Here is an 18,452-nt window from a genome sequence, read left to right as displayed (position 1 = left end):
ACGCGCTCCGACACTGAACCAGCAATTTCGCTCAGAGCGCCGGGCACGTCCCGGGGAAGCCGGGAGCGACCCCATCTCCCGGGAGATCCTCGCGGATCTGCGTCATGACTCGCGCAGCACCCCCACTGCTTATAGGCGAGCACGATTTCGTACGGTGCCCGGAAAGTTGGAGGTTCGGATGTTCACGCTTTACCCGCAAAGTTTTCACCCCGGCAAGAGAGGGAATCCTCATCCCCGGTGGCCCTCCGAATCCATGCGCCGGTCCGTCGTGGACCTTGAGGTCATCATTCCTGCCTACAACGAGGCCGCCAGGATTCCCCACACCCTGCACCAAACCATCGACTTCCTGGCCGGCCAGGCATGGTCGTCGCGCATCGTGGTGGTGGACAACGGAAGTGTGGATGAGACAGCCGCCGTGGTGCGCCGGATCTCCCGTGAACAGCGCGGCATCGTGCCGGTGTCCGTGGTGGGCTGCGCCCGCCGGGGCAAGGGGGCGGCAGTCCGCCGTGGCCTGCTGAGCGGAACATCGAAATTCACCGGCTTCTTCGATGCCGATCTCGCCACTCCGCTGGAAACACTCAGCAAGACCATGGCCCATCTCTCGCGCGGTGCGGCCGCAGTCATTGCCTCGCGCCATTCGCCCGGTTCCACCTTTGTGCGGCCCCAGCATTTGGGACGCCGGATGGGAGGCACAGCCTTCCGGGTATTGACGCCCTCCAAGGTCAAGGGGATCCAGGACACCCAGTGCGGTTTCAAGTTCTTCGAACGCGACGCGCTCACCGCGGCCATGGTGCAGTGCCGGAGCACGGGCTTCGCCTTCGATGTCGAACTCCTCCTGCGGCTACAGAACAACGGCGCGAGGATCATCGAACTCCCCGTGGCCTGGACGGATGGTGCTGAGTCCACTTTCCGTCCCTTCCACGATGGCGTTGCCAGCTTCGCATCAGTGATCCAACTTCAGAAAGCAACATCATGACCTTTGCCCTGCCCGACATGAACTCTCCCGCGAGGCTTGCTGGAAAGCGGGTACTGGTGCTCAACTGGCGCGATATCCGGCACTCCCTTGCCGGCGGTGCCGAGCAATACATGCACCAGATATCCAAGAGGTGGGTGGACAACGGCGTAAAGGTCACCTGGTTCACAGCGCGCGACGCCGGCCAGTTGCCGGAGGATGCAATCGACGGCATCCGGATACTCCGTGCCGGCGGACCGCTGTCCATCTACGGAAAGACCGCAGCCAGACTCCTGCGCAGCGCCGGACGGTTCGACGCCGTGGTGGATTGCCAGAACGGGATTCCGTTCTTTTCCCCGCTGTTCCTGCCCAAGGATGTTCCGATCATCCAGCTGGTGCACCACGTCCATCAGGAGCAGTTCCGCAGCAGGTTCTCTCCACCGTTGGCTGCCGTGGGCAGGTTCCTGGAGAGTACAGGAGCCAAGAGGGTCTACGGGCGGCGCTCGATGGTTGCGGTGTCACCGTCAACGCGGCTGGAATTGCGGAAGCTTGGCTTTGGAAGCCCCATCCACGTGGTTCCGAACGGCACCATCGACATCCCCGAGGCAGTGGCCACACGGGCAACTGAGCCAACCGTCGCCGTCGTCAGCCGTTTGGTGCCGCATAAGCGGCTGGATCTGCTGCTGGGCCAGTTCGCCGTTGCCGCACGAAACGTTCCGAACCTGAGGATGGACATCGTTGGGGACGGGCCGGAGCGGGCACGTTTGCAGCAGATCGCGATGGATCTTGGCCTGGATCATGCAGTGACATTCCATGGTTATCAGCCCGACGGCGTCCGCGACGAACTGCTGGGCAGGGCCTGGCTGACAGCTTCCACCTCGGCCTCCGAAGGCTGGGGTTGTTCGGTGGTTGAGGCCGCGGCCTGGGGAGTTCCCTGCCTGGCGCTTCGCGTGCCCGGAATACGGGACTCGGTGGTTGATGGCAGGACAGGCTGGCTGGTGGACAACCCTGCAGATATTGGCCGCACCATGGTTCAAGTCATGGCCACGTTGTCCCAGCCGGGCAGTTTCACGGACATTGCGGATGAGTGCCGTGAGTGGGCCCGTTGTTTCACTTGGGAGCGCAGCACCAGGTTGCTCACGGGGGTGCTGCTGGAAGAGGAGAAGTTGCGGCGGGACGGTGGAGATCCCCGGGCCTGTCACTCGGATCTCTCCACCCTGGTTCGTTTCGAACTGCCGCACGGAGCATCCCTCAAGTCGATTCTGCGGCCTACCGATGAAGTAGCCCTGAGCAATGACGGGCGCGTGGCGATCCTGATGAAGGGACGCGACGAATTCGAGGCTTTCGCTGCAGCACAGAGCATTGGCGTTGCCAATCCGGAACTTCGCCAGGCGGGCCGCTACACGCTTCTTGCCGGACCCGAAAGCCTGTTTGCTCCGGCTGATGTAATCGATGGCCAATAGCTCCGTGGACGCGGACACCGCACCTTTCCCTTCCCGGGAGGCGGACACAGGCGGCCGCGCCAACCGAACGCCGGACCAAGGCACGAATGTATCGCAGAACAGTGGCCTTCTTGCGGTCTCGGCCGGTGTAGTCGGGGTGGTCAGTTACTCCTGCACGTTGCTGATGGCGGCCCTGCTTCCAACCACTGATTACAGCCTGTTCGCAGCGGCCGCGATGCTGGTAGGCATTGTGGGCATCGTCGCCGCTGCGTTGGTTCCCCTTCCTCTTTCCCACACCGTGGCTGTTCACGCGGAGGGCTCGGAGGGTCGGCGGGATGGTTTGTCGTTCTCGGTCTTTGTGTCGTGCCTGGCAGGGCTGGTGGCAGCCATTGTGACAGGCTGCCTCACACTCGTCATTGGTACTCCCTCCATGGCTCTTGCTGTCGGCTTGGCCTCCTTCACGATTTTTGTGGTGGCGGTGCCTGCCGGATGGCTCCAGGGCGAATTGCGCTTTACGTGGTACGCCTTGGGAACCGTGGCCGAGGTTGTGGTCAGGCTGCTTGTCAGCCTGGTGGTGGCCGTGCTGGCTTGGGGTGCCGGGGCCTCGGTGACGGGCTTCGCGGTGGGGGCCTTGGCGGGTTTGGTGGTACCGCCGGCTTTCTACCGTGACCTGCGCTGGCGTCCCAGGGTGCTTCGTGAGAAATGGCGTTGGGCGGAAACCAGCGACATCGCCTCAGTTCTCTGCGTCGTGTCTGTGCTGGTGGGCATGGACGTGGTGGTGGTTGGTTTCCTGGACCAAGGATCGGTGGCAGCGGCTGGGTTCCAGGCCCTCTCCACCTTGGCCAAGGGGCCCGTCTATGTGGCGGCCGGAACCGCGCTGGTGGCATTCCCCTTGTTGCGGAGCCCTGGCGCTGATGTTGGCCGGATTCTTGCCGGAGCCTTTTCCTCGTTCGGGCAGTTGGCCGTGGTGGCCTTTGCCATCATTGCCACGGCACCGCCTCAGCTGGCCAGCCTGGTGATTCCCCGGAAGTACCACGGTTCCATTGACCTCCTCCCGTGGCTGGCCGCATCAGGTCTCGGTTATGCCGTCCTGATGGTGCTTTCCACGATCCTTCTGGCTGTGCGCGCCTATCGCCGATGCCAACTGGGCCTCGCATGTGCATGCCTCTTGGTGGTTGGCGGGCTTTGGGTTGGATGGGAGTTGAACAGGGTACCGGGCATGGCGGCAGGTGCCGCGGCCGGTGCGGTGTCGGCGGCCTTGGTCATGGCTGTTCTGGCCCGCCCGGTGCTGGCCAACGCCAACCCCGGAAAGGGAGCAGGCCGGTTTGCCATCCTGGCGGTCGCCCTGATCGTGGTCCTCGGCGTGGCCGCCCACCTGCAGCCACTGCTTTGGCTTCTGCCCGCCATGATCAGCGGGGTCGCTGTGTTGGCACATCAGCGTGGGTTGCTGCCACACAGGAATGACTTCAAGTTTTTCCGCCGCCGCACTCAGGGTGCCCGTAGAAGGAGTTCCGGCCGTCGGTCCAACCACACGGGATCCCGGCGCGCGGGGCGCCTGCCGGCCTGGATCAGAAGAGGAGCGTCCAATAAATCACTGGCAGTCGGCTCGGTTGTTGTCGCAGCGTTCGGTGTCCGGGCGCTGGGGCTGGAGCGCGGCTTCGAGTTGTGGGTGGATGAAATGTTGTATGTGCGGCTGGGGGCGTCGGTCAGCAACGGCATGTTTCCCACGTTGCCGGACGGGCCGTTCTTCCTGCATCCGCCCGGATATTTCCTGCTTGAAGCAGGAGTCATCAAGGTGTTCGGCATTTTCGGGGACATCATCGATGTGACGCTGCAGCTACGGTGGCTCAACGGCGTTCTGGGGGCTGTCACCGTGGGGCTCGGATTCTTGTTGGTCGGCCATCTGGCCACGAAGACCGCTGCATGGCTTACCGCCGTGCTCCTGGCCTTTGAACCGTTCATCCTGCGCAACAACAGCCACGCCTTCCTTGAGACATCTGCCATGGTTCCCGCGCTGGCCGGGATGTTGTTGCTTGTGGGCGCCCGCGAGCCTGGGAGCAGGGCGCGATGGTTCCTCAGATTGATGGCTGCCGGATTGTTGTTCGGGTGCTCCATCCTGTGCAAGGACTTCTTCTTCATTTGCACGCTGGCTCCCGTGCTGGCCGCCGTTGTGTGGAAGAAGACCCTTCCGTGGCGGGAAGCGCTGGTGCTGACAGTCTTCGGCGTACTGCCTTATGCAAGCTACTTGCTGGTGGTTGCCGCCGGCGGTCATTTTTCCGATTGGGTGTGGGCAAAGACCCACGGGCTGGTGCGCATGTCCGGTGTGGAGAAGACCACCGGCTTCACTTCTGAGGGATCACCGAGCTTGGTGTCGCGCCTTATTGAGCAAAGCGGGCATTTCGGCACGAGCTATCTTCTCCTGGGCCTGTGCCCGCTGGTGGGACTCATCCTGTGCTTCAGCCATCATGCCGGGAGGCGACTGGTCGGGCTGGGCGGCTTGGCCCTGGGAGCCGCCGGCGTCTACAGCGCAGCGTTTGGCACCTTTGAGGAACAGTACGGGTACGGCGTCATGGTGGCCGGCGCGCTGTGTTCGGTCATTGTGGTGGTGGAGCTCAAAGAGAGACACCACCGCGCACGCAGAACCCTTGGCGTCGTCAGCGTCTGTTTCGTGGCGTTGACCGTGGTGCTGGGTCTTCGGACTGAATTGACGGTGGACAACGGCTTCGTCCGGTCCAACGACTGGGTGCAGGCGAACCTGCCAGCGGACGCACGGATCAGCGTCACCAACAGCACAGGCCACTTCGCCTATCTGGATGACCCGCGGTTTGGTATCTGGCCTTCGGCGCCCCTGATGAAGCAGAACGGGGCCAGCTACATCCTGACCCAATCCAAACCCACCAGCCAAGGCTACGGCTATGCCAATCCCACCATGCTCGCCTGGTTGAAGGAGCATGCAAGGCCCTTGGTCTCGACGCCGGGCCCGACCAACGGCGAAACGACCATCTGGTTTGTCGAACCGGCTGATCTCGAACAGGCGGCGATGACCAACATCGGTGAGCCCTCCAAAAGCTACGGAACGGAAAAATAGATGAGAGTACTGCATCTGGGCTTCGAAGATCCACGCATGCCAGGAGCCGGCGGAGGATCCGTGAGGACCCACGAGATAAACCAACGGCTGGCGGCGAGGGGTTTCGACGTAACGGTCCTCACCACCCGGTATCCAGGATGGGAAGAGCGTGTCCAGGACGGGGTCCACTACGTCCCCATTGGCCTCGGGGAAGGCCGCAACCGGCTGTCCAGGCTCCTGGCGTATGTTCTGTGTTTGCCGTTTGAAACCCTCAGGAGGCACGGGAAGACAGACCTGGTGGTGGAGGACTTTTTTGCCCCCTTCTCAACGATGGCCGCACCGCTCTGGACCCGGCGCCCCACCATCGGGGTTGTCCAGTGGCTCCATGCCAGGGAGAAGGCGCGGCAGTACAAACTCCCCTTGCACTGGCTCGAGCGGCTGGGGGTGCGCTCGCACCGGAGGCTCATCTCTGTTTCGCAGGGAATCGCGGAGCGGTTGACGCAGCTGAATCCGCGCCTCCACGTGGACGTGATCGGAAATGGCGTGGACCCGGCCGCGTGGAAACCCATTCCACATCGGGGGAAGGACGTCATGTTCATTGGCCGCCTGGAGTACGGCCACAAAGGCCTGGACCTCCTCCTGGAAGCCTGGGCGCAATGCTGTGACCGGGTGGATGGCGACCTGCTGGTGGCCGGCACGGGTCCGGATGAAGCCAGGTTCCGCGAAGGCATCCGGGAGACGGGGCTGTGTGGACGCGTGCGGATGCTCGGATGGTTGTCAGGTGACGAAAAGTTCCAGGCGCTGAGCGAAGCGCGGCTCGTGGTGGTGCCGTCCCGGCACGAAACCTTCGGATTGGTTGCCATCGACGCCTTGGCGGTGGGGACCCCCGTGATTGCCTTCGACATCCCCTGCCTCCGTGAGATCGTCCCGACGGGTGTCGGCTGGCTGGTCGAAGCGCTGAACGTCGCCAAGCTGGCTGATGAGATCGCCCTCCGATACACGGAGCCGGCGCTTGACGGGGTGGCAGCAGAGGGACGCCGGTTCGCCGCTGCGTATGACTGGGACGTGTTGGCCGAGCGCCAGGCTGCAGCGTACAAGGACGCGGTGGCAACCCTGAAACCGACCGCATCCGGGGAAGGGGCTTGACGTGCAACTCCTTAACAGGATCGAACGGTCCATGGCCGGGGATGCGCCCTGGCTGGTCCTTTCCCCTCACCTCGACGATGCCGTGTTGTCCTGCGGAGCGCTGATGGAAGCCCAGGCCCGTGGCCGCCAAATAGTGGTGGCCACGCTGTTCTCCGACGCAGATCCCGGCCCGCACACCAGGGCTGCGGGGTCGTTCCTGCGCCAATGCGTGGTGGGGGACGCCGGTGGCCTTTACAGGGCCCGGCAAAGTGAGGACCGGGAGGTCCTGACGGACATGGGCGTTCAGTCCCTTCACCTCGGGGCCGTGGATGCCCTCTTCCGGCGTCGACGGCGGCCGGCGCGGTGGGGGAGCAGCGCATGGGACCGGCTCCTTCCGGAGTTCACCCACCGTTACCCCACCTACCGCTTCGACATCGCCCAGGGCAGGGTTTCGCGTGGGGACAAGGGGCTCATCCGCTCGCTCGGAGCCACCGTCGCCACGCTGCTGGCGGAGACTCAGGCGGAGCTGCTCTTCTGCCCGGCTGGCGTGGGGAAACACGTGGACCATCTGATTACCCGCCAACTGGGGACGGACCATCGGGACAGGCTGGTGATGTACTCGGATTTCCCCTACGACCTCCAGGCCGGACACGATTCACGGTTCATGAACCAGCTGGGATACGAGCCCTGGTCCTGGGACGACGGGCTTGCCGGGAAACAGCGTCGGATCAGGCAGTACGCCTCCCAGGTAGAGGCGCTCTTTCCCGACGGCGGGATTCCACGGAAACCGGAAAGCTACTTTGTTCCCGGGGCCGATGCCGGATGGTGACTTCACTGACGTTATCCACGGGACGAGGTTCATCGTTTTGCCCGGCGAGTGTGTCCATACGCAGAGTCCGGCGAACGGCGCCGACGGAGCGTCTTGACACTTTGGGGGATCGCAGTGGGAACTGCTGACATTGAATTGGGACTGCCGATGCGCCGTACCGGGGCGCAACCACGACGGCGGTGGACCGCTTTGGCGGTAGCGGCCACAGTTGCCTCACTCGCCATGGCCGGGGCGCCTGTTGCTACGGCGACGGCGACGGCGACGGCGACAGCAACAGCCGGTCGGGCATTTTCGCTGTCAGCAGCTCCCACGGCCACAACTGCGGATGCGGCATGCACCAAGAGCGGTGCGACAGGCAGCACCGCCACCAGGGCCTATACAGTCACTACCACCGTCAACGATGCCGGGGACGACACAAGCGCCATCCAAAACCGCATCAACGCCGCAGGAGCAGCCGGGGGCGGCGTCGTCAAACTTGTAGCAGGTACCTACATCATCAACGGCAAGCTCAGAATGGCGAACAATGTGAAACTGGAGGGCGCAGGCCCGGCCACGATCCTCAAAGCAGGCCCGGATTTCCTGTCGGCAAAAGGACCGTACGGTGGTTACCCCATTGTCACCACCAACTACGCCACGAATACCACGATCACGAACCTCACGGCGGACCATTCAGGCAACACCCTCCCAGCCAGTAACAGTTTGGACGGGCGCTTGAGCGAGTACGTCGTGGACATCCGGGGCGGCTCCAACAACCTCGTGGATGGGGTGCATGTAAAGAACCCGTTCACATACTCCATCGCCGCCGCCGGGACCACGAAGTTCTGTGTTAGGAACAGCAGCACCGTTGTGGTCACGAGCGGCAAATATGACCAGCTTGACGGCATTCACGTCATGGACTCATCCTTCGGCGATGTCATCAGCAATGCCATCGACCAGCGCGTTGGAACCGACGGTGACGACGGCCTTGTAGCCCACACCATCGATGGAACCACTCACGACATCAACTACATCGGGAACACGGTCCGGGGCGGACACCGGGGCAGCAGCATGCAACTAGCGGTCGGCAACCACTCGATCTATAACCTGAAAGTCGCCGATAACGAGTTCTATGGGGCGCCGTACGGTATCCGTACCGGCTATTATGACAACCGCACCGGGGCAGTCACTGGGGTGATCCTGAGCGGCAACTACATCCACGATTTGGAATTCGGTCACGTGCTCCCCGAAGGCAGCTACGACGCCATCCACATAGGCGACTTCGGCGCTCAAGGCCCGATCACCAACGTGGTCGCCACCGACAACAGGGCGTGTGCAGCAGGTGATATCCACTTGGCACCCGGCACCAGCAACGTCAAACGAAACAACACCATACAAACAGGAACATGCTGACCCTGCGCCAGGACCGGATCCTGGCCGGCGGATTTAGCCAGCAGCTGCAGCCACGCACAGATCATTCCGCATAGAAGTTATGGGCAAGGGCCACCCTGTTCCTGCCTGCAGCTTTGGCTGCGTACAGGGCGAGGTCGGCCTCCCGCAGGAGCTGTTCGGTTCCGGCGGGGTGGCCCCCCGAGGAAGCGGCGATTCCCGCGCTGATGGTCAGTACGCCGTCGGGGTCGCCGGAGTGTTCGATCCGCAGATCGTGCACGGCTGAGCGCACGCGTTCCATGACCGTTTCCGCGGTAGTGGCCGTCTGTTCCCGGAGCAGCAACAGGAACTCTTCCCCACCGAACCGATACACGGCGTCCGTGGCCCGGATTTCGCCGGAAAGGGTGGCGGCGATGGCCACCAGCGCGGCGTCGCCTGCTTGATGGCCGTAGATGTCGTTGTAGCTTTTGAAGTTGTCAACATCCACCATGGCCAGGCAGTAGCCGTGGCTTCCGTCGTGCAGGTCTCCCAGATCCTCGGAAAGTTTGAGCCGGTTGTGCACCTTGGTGAGGGGGTCCGTGCGTGCCTGCTCGGTCAGGGCCGAACGGTACCGGGCGAGGTCCGCGTGCAGCGACGTAATACGCTGGGCGGCCAGGAGCCGGATGTGCAGGCTGAACGGGTCCAGGGGTTTGGTGACGTAGTCGTCGGCTCCTGCTTCCATTCCCGCAAGGACGTCCTTCCGCGAGCCATGGGAGGTCACCAGGATGACGTAGGTGTACCTGTCCTTCTCCGCTGCCCGGATGGCACGGCAGAGGTCCAGCCCGTTGAGCCCGGGCATCATCAGGTCCGTCACCACGGCTTCCGGTCTGTGCTCCTGGAAGAGTTGCCAGGCCGAGTCGCCGTCCACGGCCACGATGCAGTCATGCCCGGATTGTTCCACGGCCGCTTTAGTGATCATGCGGGAGATCTGGTCGTCGTCCGCTATAAGGATCTTCATAGGGCTCCCAATAAGATGCGCTCAAGGGCATGGTCAACCCTTGCCAGTTCTGCGGTCAGCCGCTCCAGCAGCCGCGTTCCATCAGCGACCAGCTCCGGCCTGCTCTCCCGGCCAAGGGCTTCCAGTTCCCGGCACAAGGCTGCGGCGCCCACGGCTCCGATGTTGGCTGCTGCGCCTGCAAGTTTGTGTGCGGCCGCTTCGACGGCGGACGGTTGCCCGGCGTCGATGGCTGACCGCAGTGCCTCTACGGTTCCGCCGGCATCTTGCCGGAAGGCCTCGATGGCCGCCGGGAGCAGGCCCACGCCGTCGTCGGGTCCCAGTTCGCGGAGGATCTGGAGGCGCCCGGTGTCGAGAACAACCGCGTCCGACGGCGGTGCTTGCGCCGGCTGCGGCACCCCGGCGGCGGGCGGTGTGGGAGCAGCGGCGGCTTCCGCCGTCGTCGGTTCTTCCAACTGCGGCACCCAACGCGCCAGTACGGTTCCCAGAGTAGCGAGGTCGACGGGTTTGCTGATGTAGTCGTCCATGCCGGCAGCGAAGCAGCGCTCGCGGTCCTCGTTGAGGGCTCCGGCCGTCATGGCGATGATGGGGATCCGGGCCGAATGCCCGTTGCGGGCGCGTATGGCGCGGGTGGCATCGAAGCCGTCCATGACCGGCATGTGGCAGTCCATGAGTACCGCCGCGTAGTTCCCGGTGAGGGCCGCCGTCACGGCTTGTGCGCCGTCTTCGACTATGTCCACGCCGTAACCGAGGCGGTTCGCCATGCCGCGTGCCACCAGCTGGTTGACCTCGTTGTCCTCTGCCACGAGCAGTTTTCCCAGCCGTGCTACCGGCTCGGCGGACGGAGCGGCCGCTGAGGGTGCCGGTGCTGCGGGGGCACGCATGGTTCTGGTGGCCATGAGGCGAAGGAGCCGGTTGTAGAACTCGGAACTGCGGACGGGTTTGGTGAGGTACTCGCGGATCCCGGCTGCTGCCAGATCGACTTTGTCCACCAACATGGTGGAGGTCAGCAGGATGATCCCGGGTGTTCCGGGGTTGGTGCTTTCATGGTTGATGAGGCGTGCCAGCTCCAGACCGTCGGTGTCCGGCATGCACATGTCCACCACGGCGATGTCGTAGGGGTGGCCTTCCAGGACGGCGTTGCGGTATTCGGTCATCGCGGAGGACGCATCGGCCACAGCCACCGGCGTCATGCCCCAGCTGTCCAGCTGGGTCTCCAGCACGAGGCGGTTGGTGGCGTTGTCGTCCACCACCAGCACCCTCTTGCCCGCCAGGGAAGCAGGCAGGGTGAGAGTTTCCGAGGCCGGCGGTCCGATGGGCAGTTCCAGTTCGAACCAGAATTTGCTGCCGTTGCCCAGCTCACTGTCCACACCGATGCGGCCGCCCATGGCTTCCGTGAGCCGCCGGGATATGGCCAGCCCCAACCCGGTTCCACCGTAGCGGCGCGTAGTTGAAGCATCTGCCTGGGCGAAGGAATCGAACAGGCGGTGGTGGTCGGTGGCGCTGATGCCGATTCCCGTGTCACGGACTTCAAAGCGCAGCGAGGCGTTACCGGCATCTGTCCCCAGCACGGAGACTTTGATTTCGACTTCTCCGGACGGGGTGAATTTCACGGCATTGGAGGAGAGGTTCACCAGGATCTGCCTGATGCGGCCGGAGTCGCCCATGAGCCGTCCCGGAACATCGGGATGGCAGTAGGAAATGAGTTCCAGGTTTTTGCCTTGTGCGGCCTCGGCCACGAGTCCGGCGACTTCTTCCACGAGTGCCCGGGGGTCGAAGGCGGTGACTTCCAGATCCACTTTCCCGGCTTCGAGTTTGGAGAAATCCAGGATGTCGTTGATCAGCGTGAGGAGGACTTCGCCGGCTCCCTTCACACCTTGGGCGTACTGCCGTTGGCCTTCGCTGAGCGGCGTGTCCATCATCAATGAGGTCAGCCCGATCACGGCGTTCAGTGGTGTCCGGATCTCGTGGCTCATGGTGGCCAGGAATTCGGATTTGAGTCTGCTTGCTTCCAACGCGGCTTCCCGCGCGGCCATAAGTTCGGATTCGGCGGCTTTGCGTTCAGTGATATCACGCGAAATGAAGGCCACTCCGCGTATCCCGGACGCGTTCCGTACAGGGGAGAGAGTGACGGAAACAGGGATGGTGGTTCCATCACCGCGAAGGCGTTGCGTTTCGTAGTTCTGCACGTCCCCGGTCCGGGCTGTGACGTCCATTGCCCGGCGCTCTTCCTCCTGCGCAACTGCCGGAATGAAGAAGTTGCCCTTCCTGCCGATCACCTCCGAGGCCGGATACCCGAAGATTTTTTCGGCCCCGGGGTTCCAACTGGTGATGACACCGTCCAGGCTTTCGCCGACGATGGCGTCGCCGGAGGAATTGACGATCGCCCCCAGTCCCTCAAGTTCGGCCGTGCGTTCGGCCACTTTCGACTCGAGGTCGCGTGTGAGCGTCACATTTTCGACGACGATCAGCACCTGGCGCACGATGACGAACCCCAGGACCACCAGGCCGGTGACCAGCAGGACGGGGTCGGCGCCGATGGGGCCGGTCCGGGAGAAGAACACGGCACTGAAAACGGGGAGGTAGGGGAGCAGCTCAAGGGCGGCGGCATAACCGCGGCCGTCCTTGCGATTGCTGCCGGTTTCCGGCACCAGCGGGCTTATGCCCACCAGCAGGAAGGCTACTACCCACCCCAGCGCCAAGGGCGATCCTGTGACACCTGAAATGCCTTCCAGGGTGAGCCGCATGTAGGCGAGGTCCGTGAGGGCAAGGATCCAGAAACCGATGCCAAGGCTTAGCCACGGCAGTCTGCGCCCCCGGGCCGCACGCATGGTGAGGACGATGACCACGGAGACCATGAGGACGTCTGCGATGGGGTAGGCCATCTGTGTTATCCGGGCAAAGGCGTCACTGTCCTTGGCACTGGCCAGCGGACCCAGGACCGAACTCCACGCGATGAAGAACGTGGAGCTTGCCACTACCCCCGTGTCGAGGATGGCCCGGCGCAAAGGCAGCCGCAAACCCTGTCCACGCAAAAGCAGGACCAAGCCAATGGAGGCCGGTACCGCGTACCAAACAAAACCGACGTCGGCGAACGACGGAAAAGGGTAGTCGTGGTCGAGGGTGATGCCGTTGAACGTCCAGATGCCTTGGCCGACAGACCAGAGCGCCAGTCCCGCCACAACGAACCAGCGGCCGGCAGCGTTGACCGGCTGTTTGAGGGCTGCACGCGTATGGGTCGTCAGTGCCGTCAGGACGGCTGTGAGGATCGCCAGGTCACCTGCGAGCTGGGCTGTATTGGTGCCGGTTCCGCTTGCCAGGCCAACGGCCAGCAGTACTGCGCAGAAGGCAACCGCAATCAGGAAGAACGGCATTCCGCGTCCCGACCACGAGCGCTTCGAAAGAACCTCGTGCTTCACTCCCGCCACTGAACCCCTGCCTTCAAAAGTGGCCCCACCAAAAGCGAACGACGCCGTCTTAGCTGCGCTGAGGAGAGCATACGCTGAAAACACCCGTTCAGGGCACAATAAATGTCCTGTGAAGCGCGCAAGGCTGCAGCTCTTCCCGCCAACGTCCCATCAACCGGGACCTAAGTACTGCCAAGTAGTCCGTTCCCGGAAACTGCGTAATACCTGACAGCGCCGCGCTTCCCTTGCAGGGAAAGTCGAGTATCTCCTACTCGTGCAGCCGGCAATGCCCAATTCCTATATTTGAATTCGCAGGGGTTTATTGCAATTCCGTTCCTCCGGCTCAGCGGTGGACCGCACCCCGCCGTAGTGCGGCGGTGCTCCTCCCTATACATAGCTGCGCTTTCTGCACCTGGGCCACAACGGCTCCCACGCGCGGTCCAAGCCATGGAGTCCCGGAGTTCCCATGAACATGAATGATGTAGATCTTCAAACTTCCCTTACTAAGAACAATGGCGTTGTCCGGCATACGCCGTTCAGTAAATCCAAGCTCATGATTGCCGGCGCCGTTCTTGCATTACTGGCATTGATCCCGCTGCTTTTCGGGGTGGTCAATTGGGCCACGCAACCGGCCGGTGTCGAACAATCAGTGTCGAATGAACAAGCGGCGGCGCCGGAGGCGTCGCCGTCGTCCGACGCAGCTTCGACACCATCCGCGGACGCCGCACCGGCCGCCCAGGCAGCTCCCGCAGCGGCGGCACCAGCGGCGGCACCGGCCGCAGAGGTACCGGCTGCGGCACCTCCCGCAGAGGCCGCACCGGCCGCCGTCCCCGCGGTAGTTGCCGAGCCCGCACCGGCCGCCGAAGCTGCACCCGCCCCTCCGGCCGGTGACCCCAACCTCTACACGGTGGCATCCGGTGACACGGTGGGCTCCATTGCCTCAAGGTTCGGTGTGGACGTCAACGCCATGCTGGCTGCGAACGGCCTGGGTGCTTATTCGGTAATCGTGCCGGGCCAGGTCCTGAAGCTCACTGGACCGCCTGTTGCGCCCGTCGCCCCGCCGGCGGCAGTGCAGGCCCCGGTTGCGCAGGCCCCGGTTGCGCAGGCCCAGGCCGCAGCCGCCCCTGCCGTCGTGGCAGCGCCGGCACCGGCACCTGCTCCTGCCCCCGCTGTGCGTACCATCTACGTGGCCGGTGCCGGTGGACAATCACTGGTGGATGCGTGCATCGGCCCGATCAACTACACGCCAACCAACGCCTACGCCGTGTTCATCACCGAGCACGACTTCTGCGGAGGATGGGCCCGGTTCTCGGGGATCGGTGTTGGTGAGACGGTTTCCATTCCGGGGTACGGGACCTTCACGGCCACGGGCAGGGGCCAAGTGCCCAACCCCGGCACCACCAATGATGTGGCAGCAGTGTTCGGCGGATTCCCAGCGGTGGTCCTGCAGACCTGCATCCCCGGAACCAACCAGATGCTGGTGATCGCCCTGAACTAGCAGCTGATAACTAGGCCGGCGCCGTAAGGCGCGCGAACCGGAGGATACCCAGGATGGCCGGGGCCAACTGATCCTCCATCTGGTGGTAGACCTCTTCCGCTCGTCGGTAGGGGTCTACCACGTCGTTGTCGGCAGGATCGGACGGGAGCGCGAGGTGCCGGACAGATGCTGCGCGGGCGGGGAGGTCGCGCCAGAAGTCCACGATATTCCCGGTGGCGGGAGCGCCGTCGCGGGTCTCCAGGACGGACAACATGCGCGCAAATTCACGGACCGTAAACGTGCGTTTCAGCAGCGATGCGTCCAACTGGAGTACTTCGCCGCGGTGTTTGGACGTCATGGCCAGCACCAGATCCGTTTCCCGGAGGATCTTCTGGGTGAGCTGCCGGGCCGCAAAATCGTCCGGAGTTCCGCGGAAGGTGCTGATGATCTGTGCCGAAAGGGGCTGGATGGGTTCGCCCACCATGGCCCGCGTGCCGGCGCTGCGGACCTCGAATGATCCGGGACTTACCTGGTTGAGCCCAGCCTGGAGCAACCTCTCGGCCACGGGGGAGCGGCAGATGTTTCCGGTGCAGACGGTGAGGATTCGGAAGGGCTGGGGCGATTGCACGTAGGGCTCTTTTCTTGCGTTGGCGTGGGGCGGTTGAGGCCCCACCCCAAGTTAACACGGGGAATCTCAGGAGCCTTGTCAACAACGCCAGGCCACGGGAACAGTCATAAACCGCTGACGCGGCCTTCCGGTGAACGCTTGACTGAGATCATCCGCTCCGCATATTCTGAACGAACGGTCGGTAATTTATTAGGAGCAACCATGGCATCGCAGAATCTGCAGTCAGTGCCCGCTGAGCTGTCCCCGGAAGAGCAGGAGCGGGAGGCAGCCGGACAGGCGTATTTTGAGCGCATCATTTCGGAGGACTCGCGCATCGAACCGCGCGACTGGATGCCGGCGGCTTACCGCAAGACTTTGCTGCGCCAGATCTCGCAGCACGCACACTCGGAAATCATCGGCATGCAGCCGGAAGCCAACTGGATCACGCGCGCGCCCAGCCTGAAGCGCAAGTCCATCCTCATGGCCAAGGTCCAGGATGAGGCAGGCCACGGCCTGTACCTGTACTCCGCAGCAGAGACGCTGGGGCAGAGCAGGGACCAGATGATGGAAGACCTGATTGCCGGCAAGGCCCGGTACTCCTCCATCTTCAACTACCCCACGGTTTCCTGGGCGGACATGGGGGCCATCGGATGGCTCGTCGATGGCGCCGCCATCTGCAACCAGGTGCCCCTGTGCCGGGCTTCGTACGGTCCTTACGGACGCGCAATGGTGCGCATCTGCAAGGAAGAGTCATTCCACCAGCGCCAGGGTTTTGAGATCCTGCTTGAGCTCTCCAACGGCACGCCTGCGCAGAAGCAGATGGCCCAGGACGCCGTGAACCGCTGGTACGCGCCGTCGCTGATGATGTTCGGCCCGCCGGATGACGATTCACCGAACTCCAAGCAGTCCATGGCATGGAACATCAAGCGCTTCAGCAACGACGAGCTTCGCAGCCGCTTCGTCGGCATGATGGTGGAGCAGGTCAAGGTCCTGGGCCTGACCCTGCCGGACAAAGACATCCGTTTCAACGAAGAAACCAGGAAGTGGGAGCACGGACCCCTGGACTGGAACGAGTTCAAGGAAGTCCTGGCCGGCCGCGGTCCCTGCAACTCGCAGCGCATCGAGCGCCGCCGCGAGGCACACGAAAATGGTGCCTGGGTTCGGGAAGCAGCAGTGGCGTACGCCCGCAAGCAAGCAGAGAAAGTGAACGCAGCATAATGGCTCCCCACGGTAACCCGGAAGAACCGGCAAGCGCCGCCAGCGAGATCAAGCGCGAAGCCCCCAAGGTGGCGGCTACGAACGCAGAAAGCACGACGACGGCCGCCGCCGCGCGCCCGGCCGGCACACCCGGCGGCGCCAAGGAAGAGCACCCGTGGTCCTTGTGGGAGGTCTTCGTGCGTTCAAGCCGCGGCCTGTCCCACGTGCACGCAGGTTCCCTGCACGCGCCGGATGCGGCGATGGCCCTCCGGAACGCCCGCGACCTCTACACCCGCCGGAACGAGGGCGTCTCCATTTGGGTTGTCCCGGCCGAGGCGATTTCCTCCAGTGATCCCGATGCCAAGGGTGCCTTCTTCGAGTCCCCGCAGGGCAAGGATTACCGCCACGCCACCTACTACACCAAGAGCGAAGGCGTGAAGCACCTGTGACCACTGAAGACGTGACCACCAAAGACGTGACCACCAAAGACACTGACTTCGCAATCGAAGGCCACGGCGATATCTCCGTCGGCGTTCACGGAGCCGGAGCTTCCGGTGACGGTTCGGCCAGCGCAACGCGTATCACGCCGGGCAACGCCCTGCGTCCTGAGGACATCGCGCTGGAAATCAGCCGCGGCCAGGTCAAGCCCGACGAGGATGTGGCTGAGTTTGCCCTTCGCCTGGGCGACGACGGCCTGATCCTCGCCCAGCGACTGGGCCATTGGATTTCCCGTGCCCCGGAGCTCGAGGAAGACATCGCCCTGGGCAACATCGCCTTGGACCAGTTGGGCCACGCACGCTCTTTCCTGACCTACGCCGGAGCCGCATGGGGCAAGTCGGAGGACGACCTCGCCTACTTCCGCCGCGAGCACGAGTTCCGTTCGGCGCACCTGTTTGAGCAGCCCAACGGTGACTTCGCTGTCACCATCGCCCGCCAGTTCATCGTGAGCTTCTACCAGTACGGGCTGTACAGCCGGCTGATGGAGTCCACGGACGCCACGATCGCCGCCATCTCTGCCAAGGCTGTCAAGGAAGTGGATTACCACCGCGACCACAGTGCCCAGTGGGTGCTGCGTCTTGCCGGCGGCACGGATGAGTCCCGCGCCCGCATCATCCAGGGCTTCAAGCTCGTGTGGCCGTACGTGGACGAACTCTTCGAGGACGATGAACTCACCACCCGCCTGTCCGAAGCCGGTGTGACAGTCCAGCCTTCCTCTCTCCGTGCCGAATTCGATCGCCTCACGGGGCAGATCATGACGGAGGCTGAACTGGACATTCCAGGTGTCCCGCAGGCACCCGGCGGAGGACGGCGCGGAAAGCACTCCGAGTTCATGGGCTACATCCTTGCCGAAATGCAGGTCCTGGCCCGCGAGCACCCAGGCGCGAGCTGGTGACCAGCGTGGCAACCCCCTCGCAAACCCCCTCGCAAACGCAGGCGCAAACGCAGCCGCTCAGCAAGGCTGAGCAGCAGGCCTGGAACATCGCGTCCACGGTCTGCGATCCGGAGATCCCGGTCCTCACCATCGAGGACCTGGGGATCCTGCGCGGCGTCCGCGTTACGGAGGCACCCCACCATGAGGGCGCTCCCGACGATGGCCCGGCAAGTACCGCCGTCGAGGTCACCATCACGCCCACGTACTCGGGTTGCCCGGCGATGGACGCCATTGGCGACGATCTCCGCAAGGCTTTCGAGAAGGAAGGCTATGCGGGCGTCCACATTAACCTGGTGTTGTCGCCGGCGTGGACCACTGACTGGATGACCGAATCCGGCAAGGCCAAGCTGGAGGAGTACGGGATTGCTCCGCCCAGCGGCAGGGCTGCCGCCGGCGGCCACTCCGGTCCCGTCCGCCTGAGCCTTGCCGTGAAATGCCCCCAGTGTTCCTCGCTCAATACCAAGGAACTCACCCGCTTTGGTTCCACCTCCTGCAAGGCGCTGTTTGTCTGCCAGGACTGCAAGGAACCGTTCGACTACTTCAAAGTCCTCTAAGGAA

Annotated in this window: 14 protein-coding genes; 11 read left to right on the top strand and 3 right to left on the bottom strand. The window is 63.6% G+C overall.

Translation table 11 applies throughout. The features are described 5' to 3' along the window. Positions 1 to 253: 253 nt before the first annotated feature. From PV760_RS02065 to PV760_RS02040, 6 genes are all read left to right on the top strand, one after another. Positions 254 to 976 (top strand): glycosyltransferase, encoded by a 723-nt coding sequence (locus PV760_RS02065; RefSeq protein ID WP_354627043.1) that lies wholly within the window; start codon positions 254 to 256, stop codon positions 974 to 976. Then, positions 973 to 2,415, top strand: a complete 1,443-nt coding sequence (locus PV760_RS02060) for a glycosyltransferase family 4 protein (RefSeq protein ID WP_354627042.1) — start codon at positions 973 to 975, stop codon at positions 2,413 to 2,415. Before PV760_RS02065 ends, PV760_RS02060 begins: the two co-directional genes overlap by 4 nt. Beyond that, positions 2,405 to 5,482: a hypothetical protein gene (locus PV760_RS02055; protein ID WP_354627041.1), complete on the top strand. Its 3,078-nt coding sequence runs from the start codon at positions 2,405 to 2,407 to the stop codon at positions 5,480 to 5,482. The genes PV760_RS02060 and PV760_RS02055 overlap by 11 nt, the downstream gene beginning before the upstream one ends. Next, complete coding sequence (locus PV760_RS02050; protein WP_354627040.1) at positions 5,483 to 6,607, top strand: glycosyltransferase family 4 protein; 1,125 nt, start codon at positions 5,483 to 5,485, stop codon at positions 6,605 to 6,607. It begins immediately after the preceding gene. A 1-nt stretch (position 6,608) separates the two neighbouring features. Continuing rightward, positions 6,609 to 7,415 carry a PIG-L deacetylase family protein gene (locus tag PV760_RS02045; RefSeq protein WP_018776931.1) on the top strand — a complete coding sequence of 269 codons (807 nt, stop codon included), beginning with the start codon at positions 6,609 to 6,611 and terminating at the stop codon, positions 7,413 to 7,415. A 114-nt stretch (positions 7,416 to 7,529) separates the two neighbouring features. Beyond that, complete coding sequence (locus PV760_RS02040) at positions 7,530 to 8,804, top strand: right-handed parallel beta-helix repeat-containing protein (RefSeq protein ID WP_354627039.1); 1,275 nt, start codon at positions 7,530 to 7,532, stop codon at positions 8,802 to 8,804. A 61-nt stretch (positions 8,805 to 8,865) separates the two neighbouring features. On the opposite strand, the gene PV760_RS02035 is transcribed toward PV760_RS02040, so the two are convergent. Together PV760_RS02035 and PV760_RS02030 are read right to left on the bottom strand one after the other, a co-directional pair. Further along, complete coding sequence (locus tag PV760_RS02035; protein WP_055971277.1) at positions 8,866 to 9,777, bottom strand: GGDEF domain-containing protein; 912 nt, start codon at positions 9,775 to 9,777, stop codon at positions 8,866 to 8,868. Then, complete coding sequence (locus PV760_RS02030) at positions 9,774 to 13,286, bottom strand: hybrid sensor histidine kinase/response regulator (RefSeq protein ID WP_354627038.1); 3,513 nt, start codon at positions 13,284 to 13,286, stop codon at positions 9,774 to 9,776. The genes PV760_RS02035 and PV760_RS02030 overlap by 4 nt, the downstream gene beginning before the upstream one ends. Positions 13,287 to 13,647: 361 nt before the next feature. Between PV760_RS02030 and PV760_RS02025 the strand changes: the two genes are divergently transcribed. Then, positions 13,648 to 14,679, top strand: coding sequence for a LysM peptidoglycan-binding domain-containing protein (locus tag PV760_RS02025; protein WP_354627037.1), 1,032 nt, complete (start codon positions 13,648 to 13,650; stop codon positions 14,677 to 14,679). A 10-nt stretch (positions 14,680 to 14,689) separates the two neighbouring features. On the opposite strand, the gene PV760_RS02020 is transcribed toward PV760_RS02025, so the two are convergent. Next, positions 14,690 to 15,286, bottom strand: a complete 597-nt coding sequence (locus PV760_RS02020; protein WP_018776926.1) for an arsenate reductase/protein-tyrosine-phosphatase family protein — start codon at positions 15,284 to 15,286, stop codon at positions 14,690 to 14,692. A gap of 201 nt (positions 15,287 to 15,487) precedes the next feature. Between PV760_RS02020 and paaA the strand changes: the two genes are divergently transcribed. From paaA to paaD, 4 genes are read left to right on the top strand one after another with little or no spacing between them, the layout of a single operon-like run. After that, a complete protein-coding gene (gene paaA, locus PV760_RS02015) occupies positions 15,488 to 16,483 on the top strand; it encodes a 1,2-phenylacetyl-CoA epoxidase subunit PaaA (protein WP_189075366.1) in 996 nt (331 codons plus the stop codon). Then, the gene (gene paaB, locus PV760_RS02010; protein WP_354627036.1) at positions 16,483 to 16,911 is read left to right on the top strand and encodes a 1,2-phenylacetyl-CoA epoxidase subunit PaaB; all 429 of its coding nucleotides are present in this window, start codon (positions 16,483 to 16,485) and stop codon (positions 16,909 to 16,911) included. The genes paaA and paaB overlap by 1 nt, the downstream gene beginning before the upstream one ends. A 26-nt stretch (positions 16,912 to 16,937) precedes the next feature. After that, on the top strand, positions 16,938 to 17,855 hold the full coding sequence (gene paaC / locus PV760_RS02005; protein ID WP_018776923.1) for a 1,2-phenylacetyl-CoA epoxidase subunit PaaC: 918 nt from the start codon (positions 16,938 to 16,940) through the stop codon (positions 17,853 to 17,855). Further along, complete coding sequence (gene paaD / locus PV760_RS02000; protein ID WP_354627035.1) at positions 17,852 to 18,448, top strand: 1,2-phenylacetyl-CoA epoxidase subunit PaaD; 597 nt, start codon at positions 17,852 to 17,854, stop codon at positions 18,446 to 18,448. Before paaC ends, paaD begins: the two co-directional genes overlap by 4 nt. Positions 18,449 to 18,452: the final 4 nt, after the last annotated feature.

The organism is Paenarthrobacter sp. CC6, from assembly GCF_040560085.1.
GTDB classification, from domain to species: domain Bacteria; phylum Actinomycetota; class Actinomycetes; order Actinomycetales; family Micrococcaceae; genus Arthrobacter; species Arthrobacter nicotinovorans.
This window is presented reverse-complemented; position numbering and strand designations above follow the sequence as displayed.

What these genes read in the sequence shown, in the direction of transcription:
- PV760_RS02065 (WP_354627043.1), top strand. Translation starts at nt 254, where the DNA reads ATGCGCCGGTCCGTCGTGGACCTTGAGGTCATCATTCCTGCCTACAAC.
- PV760_RS02060 (WP_354627042.1), top strand. Translation starts at nt 973, where the DNA reads ATGACCTTTGCCCTGCCCGACATGAACTCTCCCGCGAGGCTTGCTGGA.
- PV760_RS02055 (WP_354627041.1), top strand. Translation starts at nt 2,405, where the DNA reads ATGGCCAATAGCTCCGTGGACGCGGACACCGCACCTTTCCCTTCCCGG.
- PV760_RS02050 (WP_354627040.1), top strand. Translation starts at nt 5,483, where the DNA reads ATGAGAGTACTGCATCTGGGCTTCGAAGATCCACGCATGCCAGGAGCC.
- PV760_RS02035 (WP_055971277.1), bottom strand. Translation starts at nt 9,777, where the DNA reads ATGAAGATCCTTATAGCGGACGACGACCAGATCTCCCGCATGATCACT.
- PV760_RS02025 (WP_354627037.1), top strand. Translation starts at nt 13,648, where the DNA reads ATGAACATGAATGATGTAGATCTTCAAACTTCCCTTACTAAGAACAAT.
- paaA (WP_189075366.1), top strand. Translation starts at nt 15,488, where the DNA reads ATGGCATCGCAGAATCTGCAGTCAGTGCCCGCTGAGCTGTCCCCGGAA.
- paaB (WP_354627036.1), top strand. Translation starts at nt 16,483, where the DNA reads ATGGCTCCCCACGGTAACCCGGAAGAACCGGCAAGCGCCGCCAGCGAG.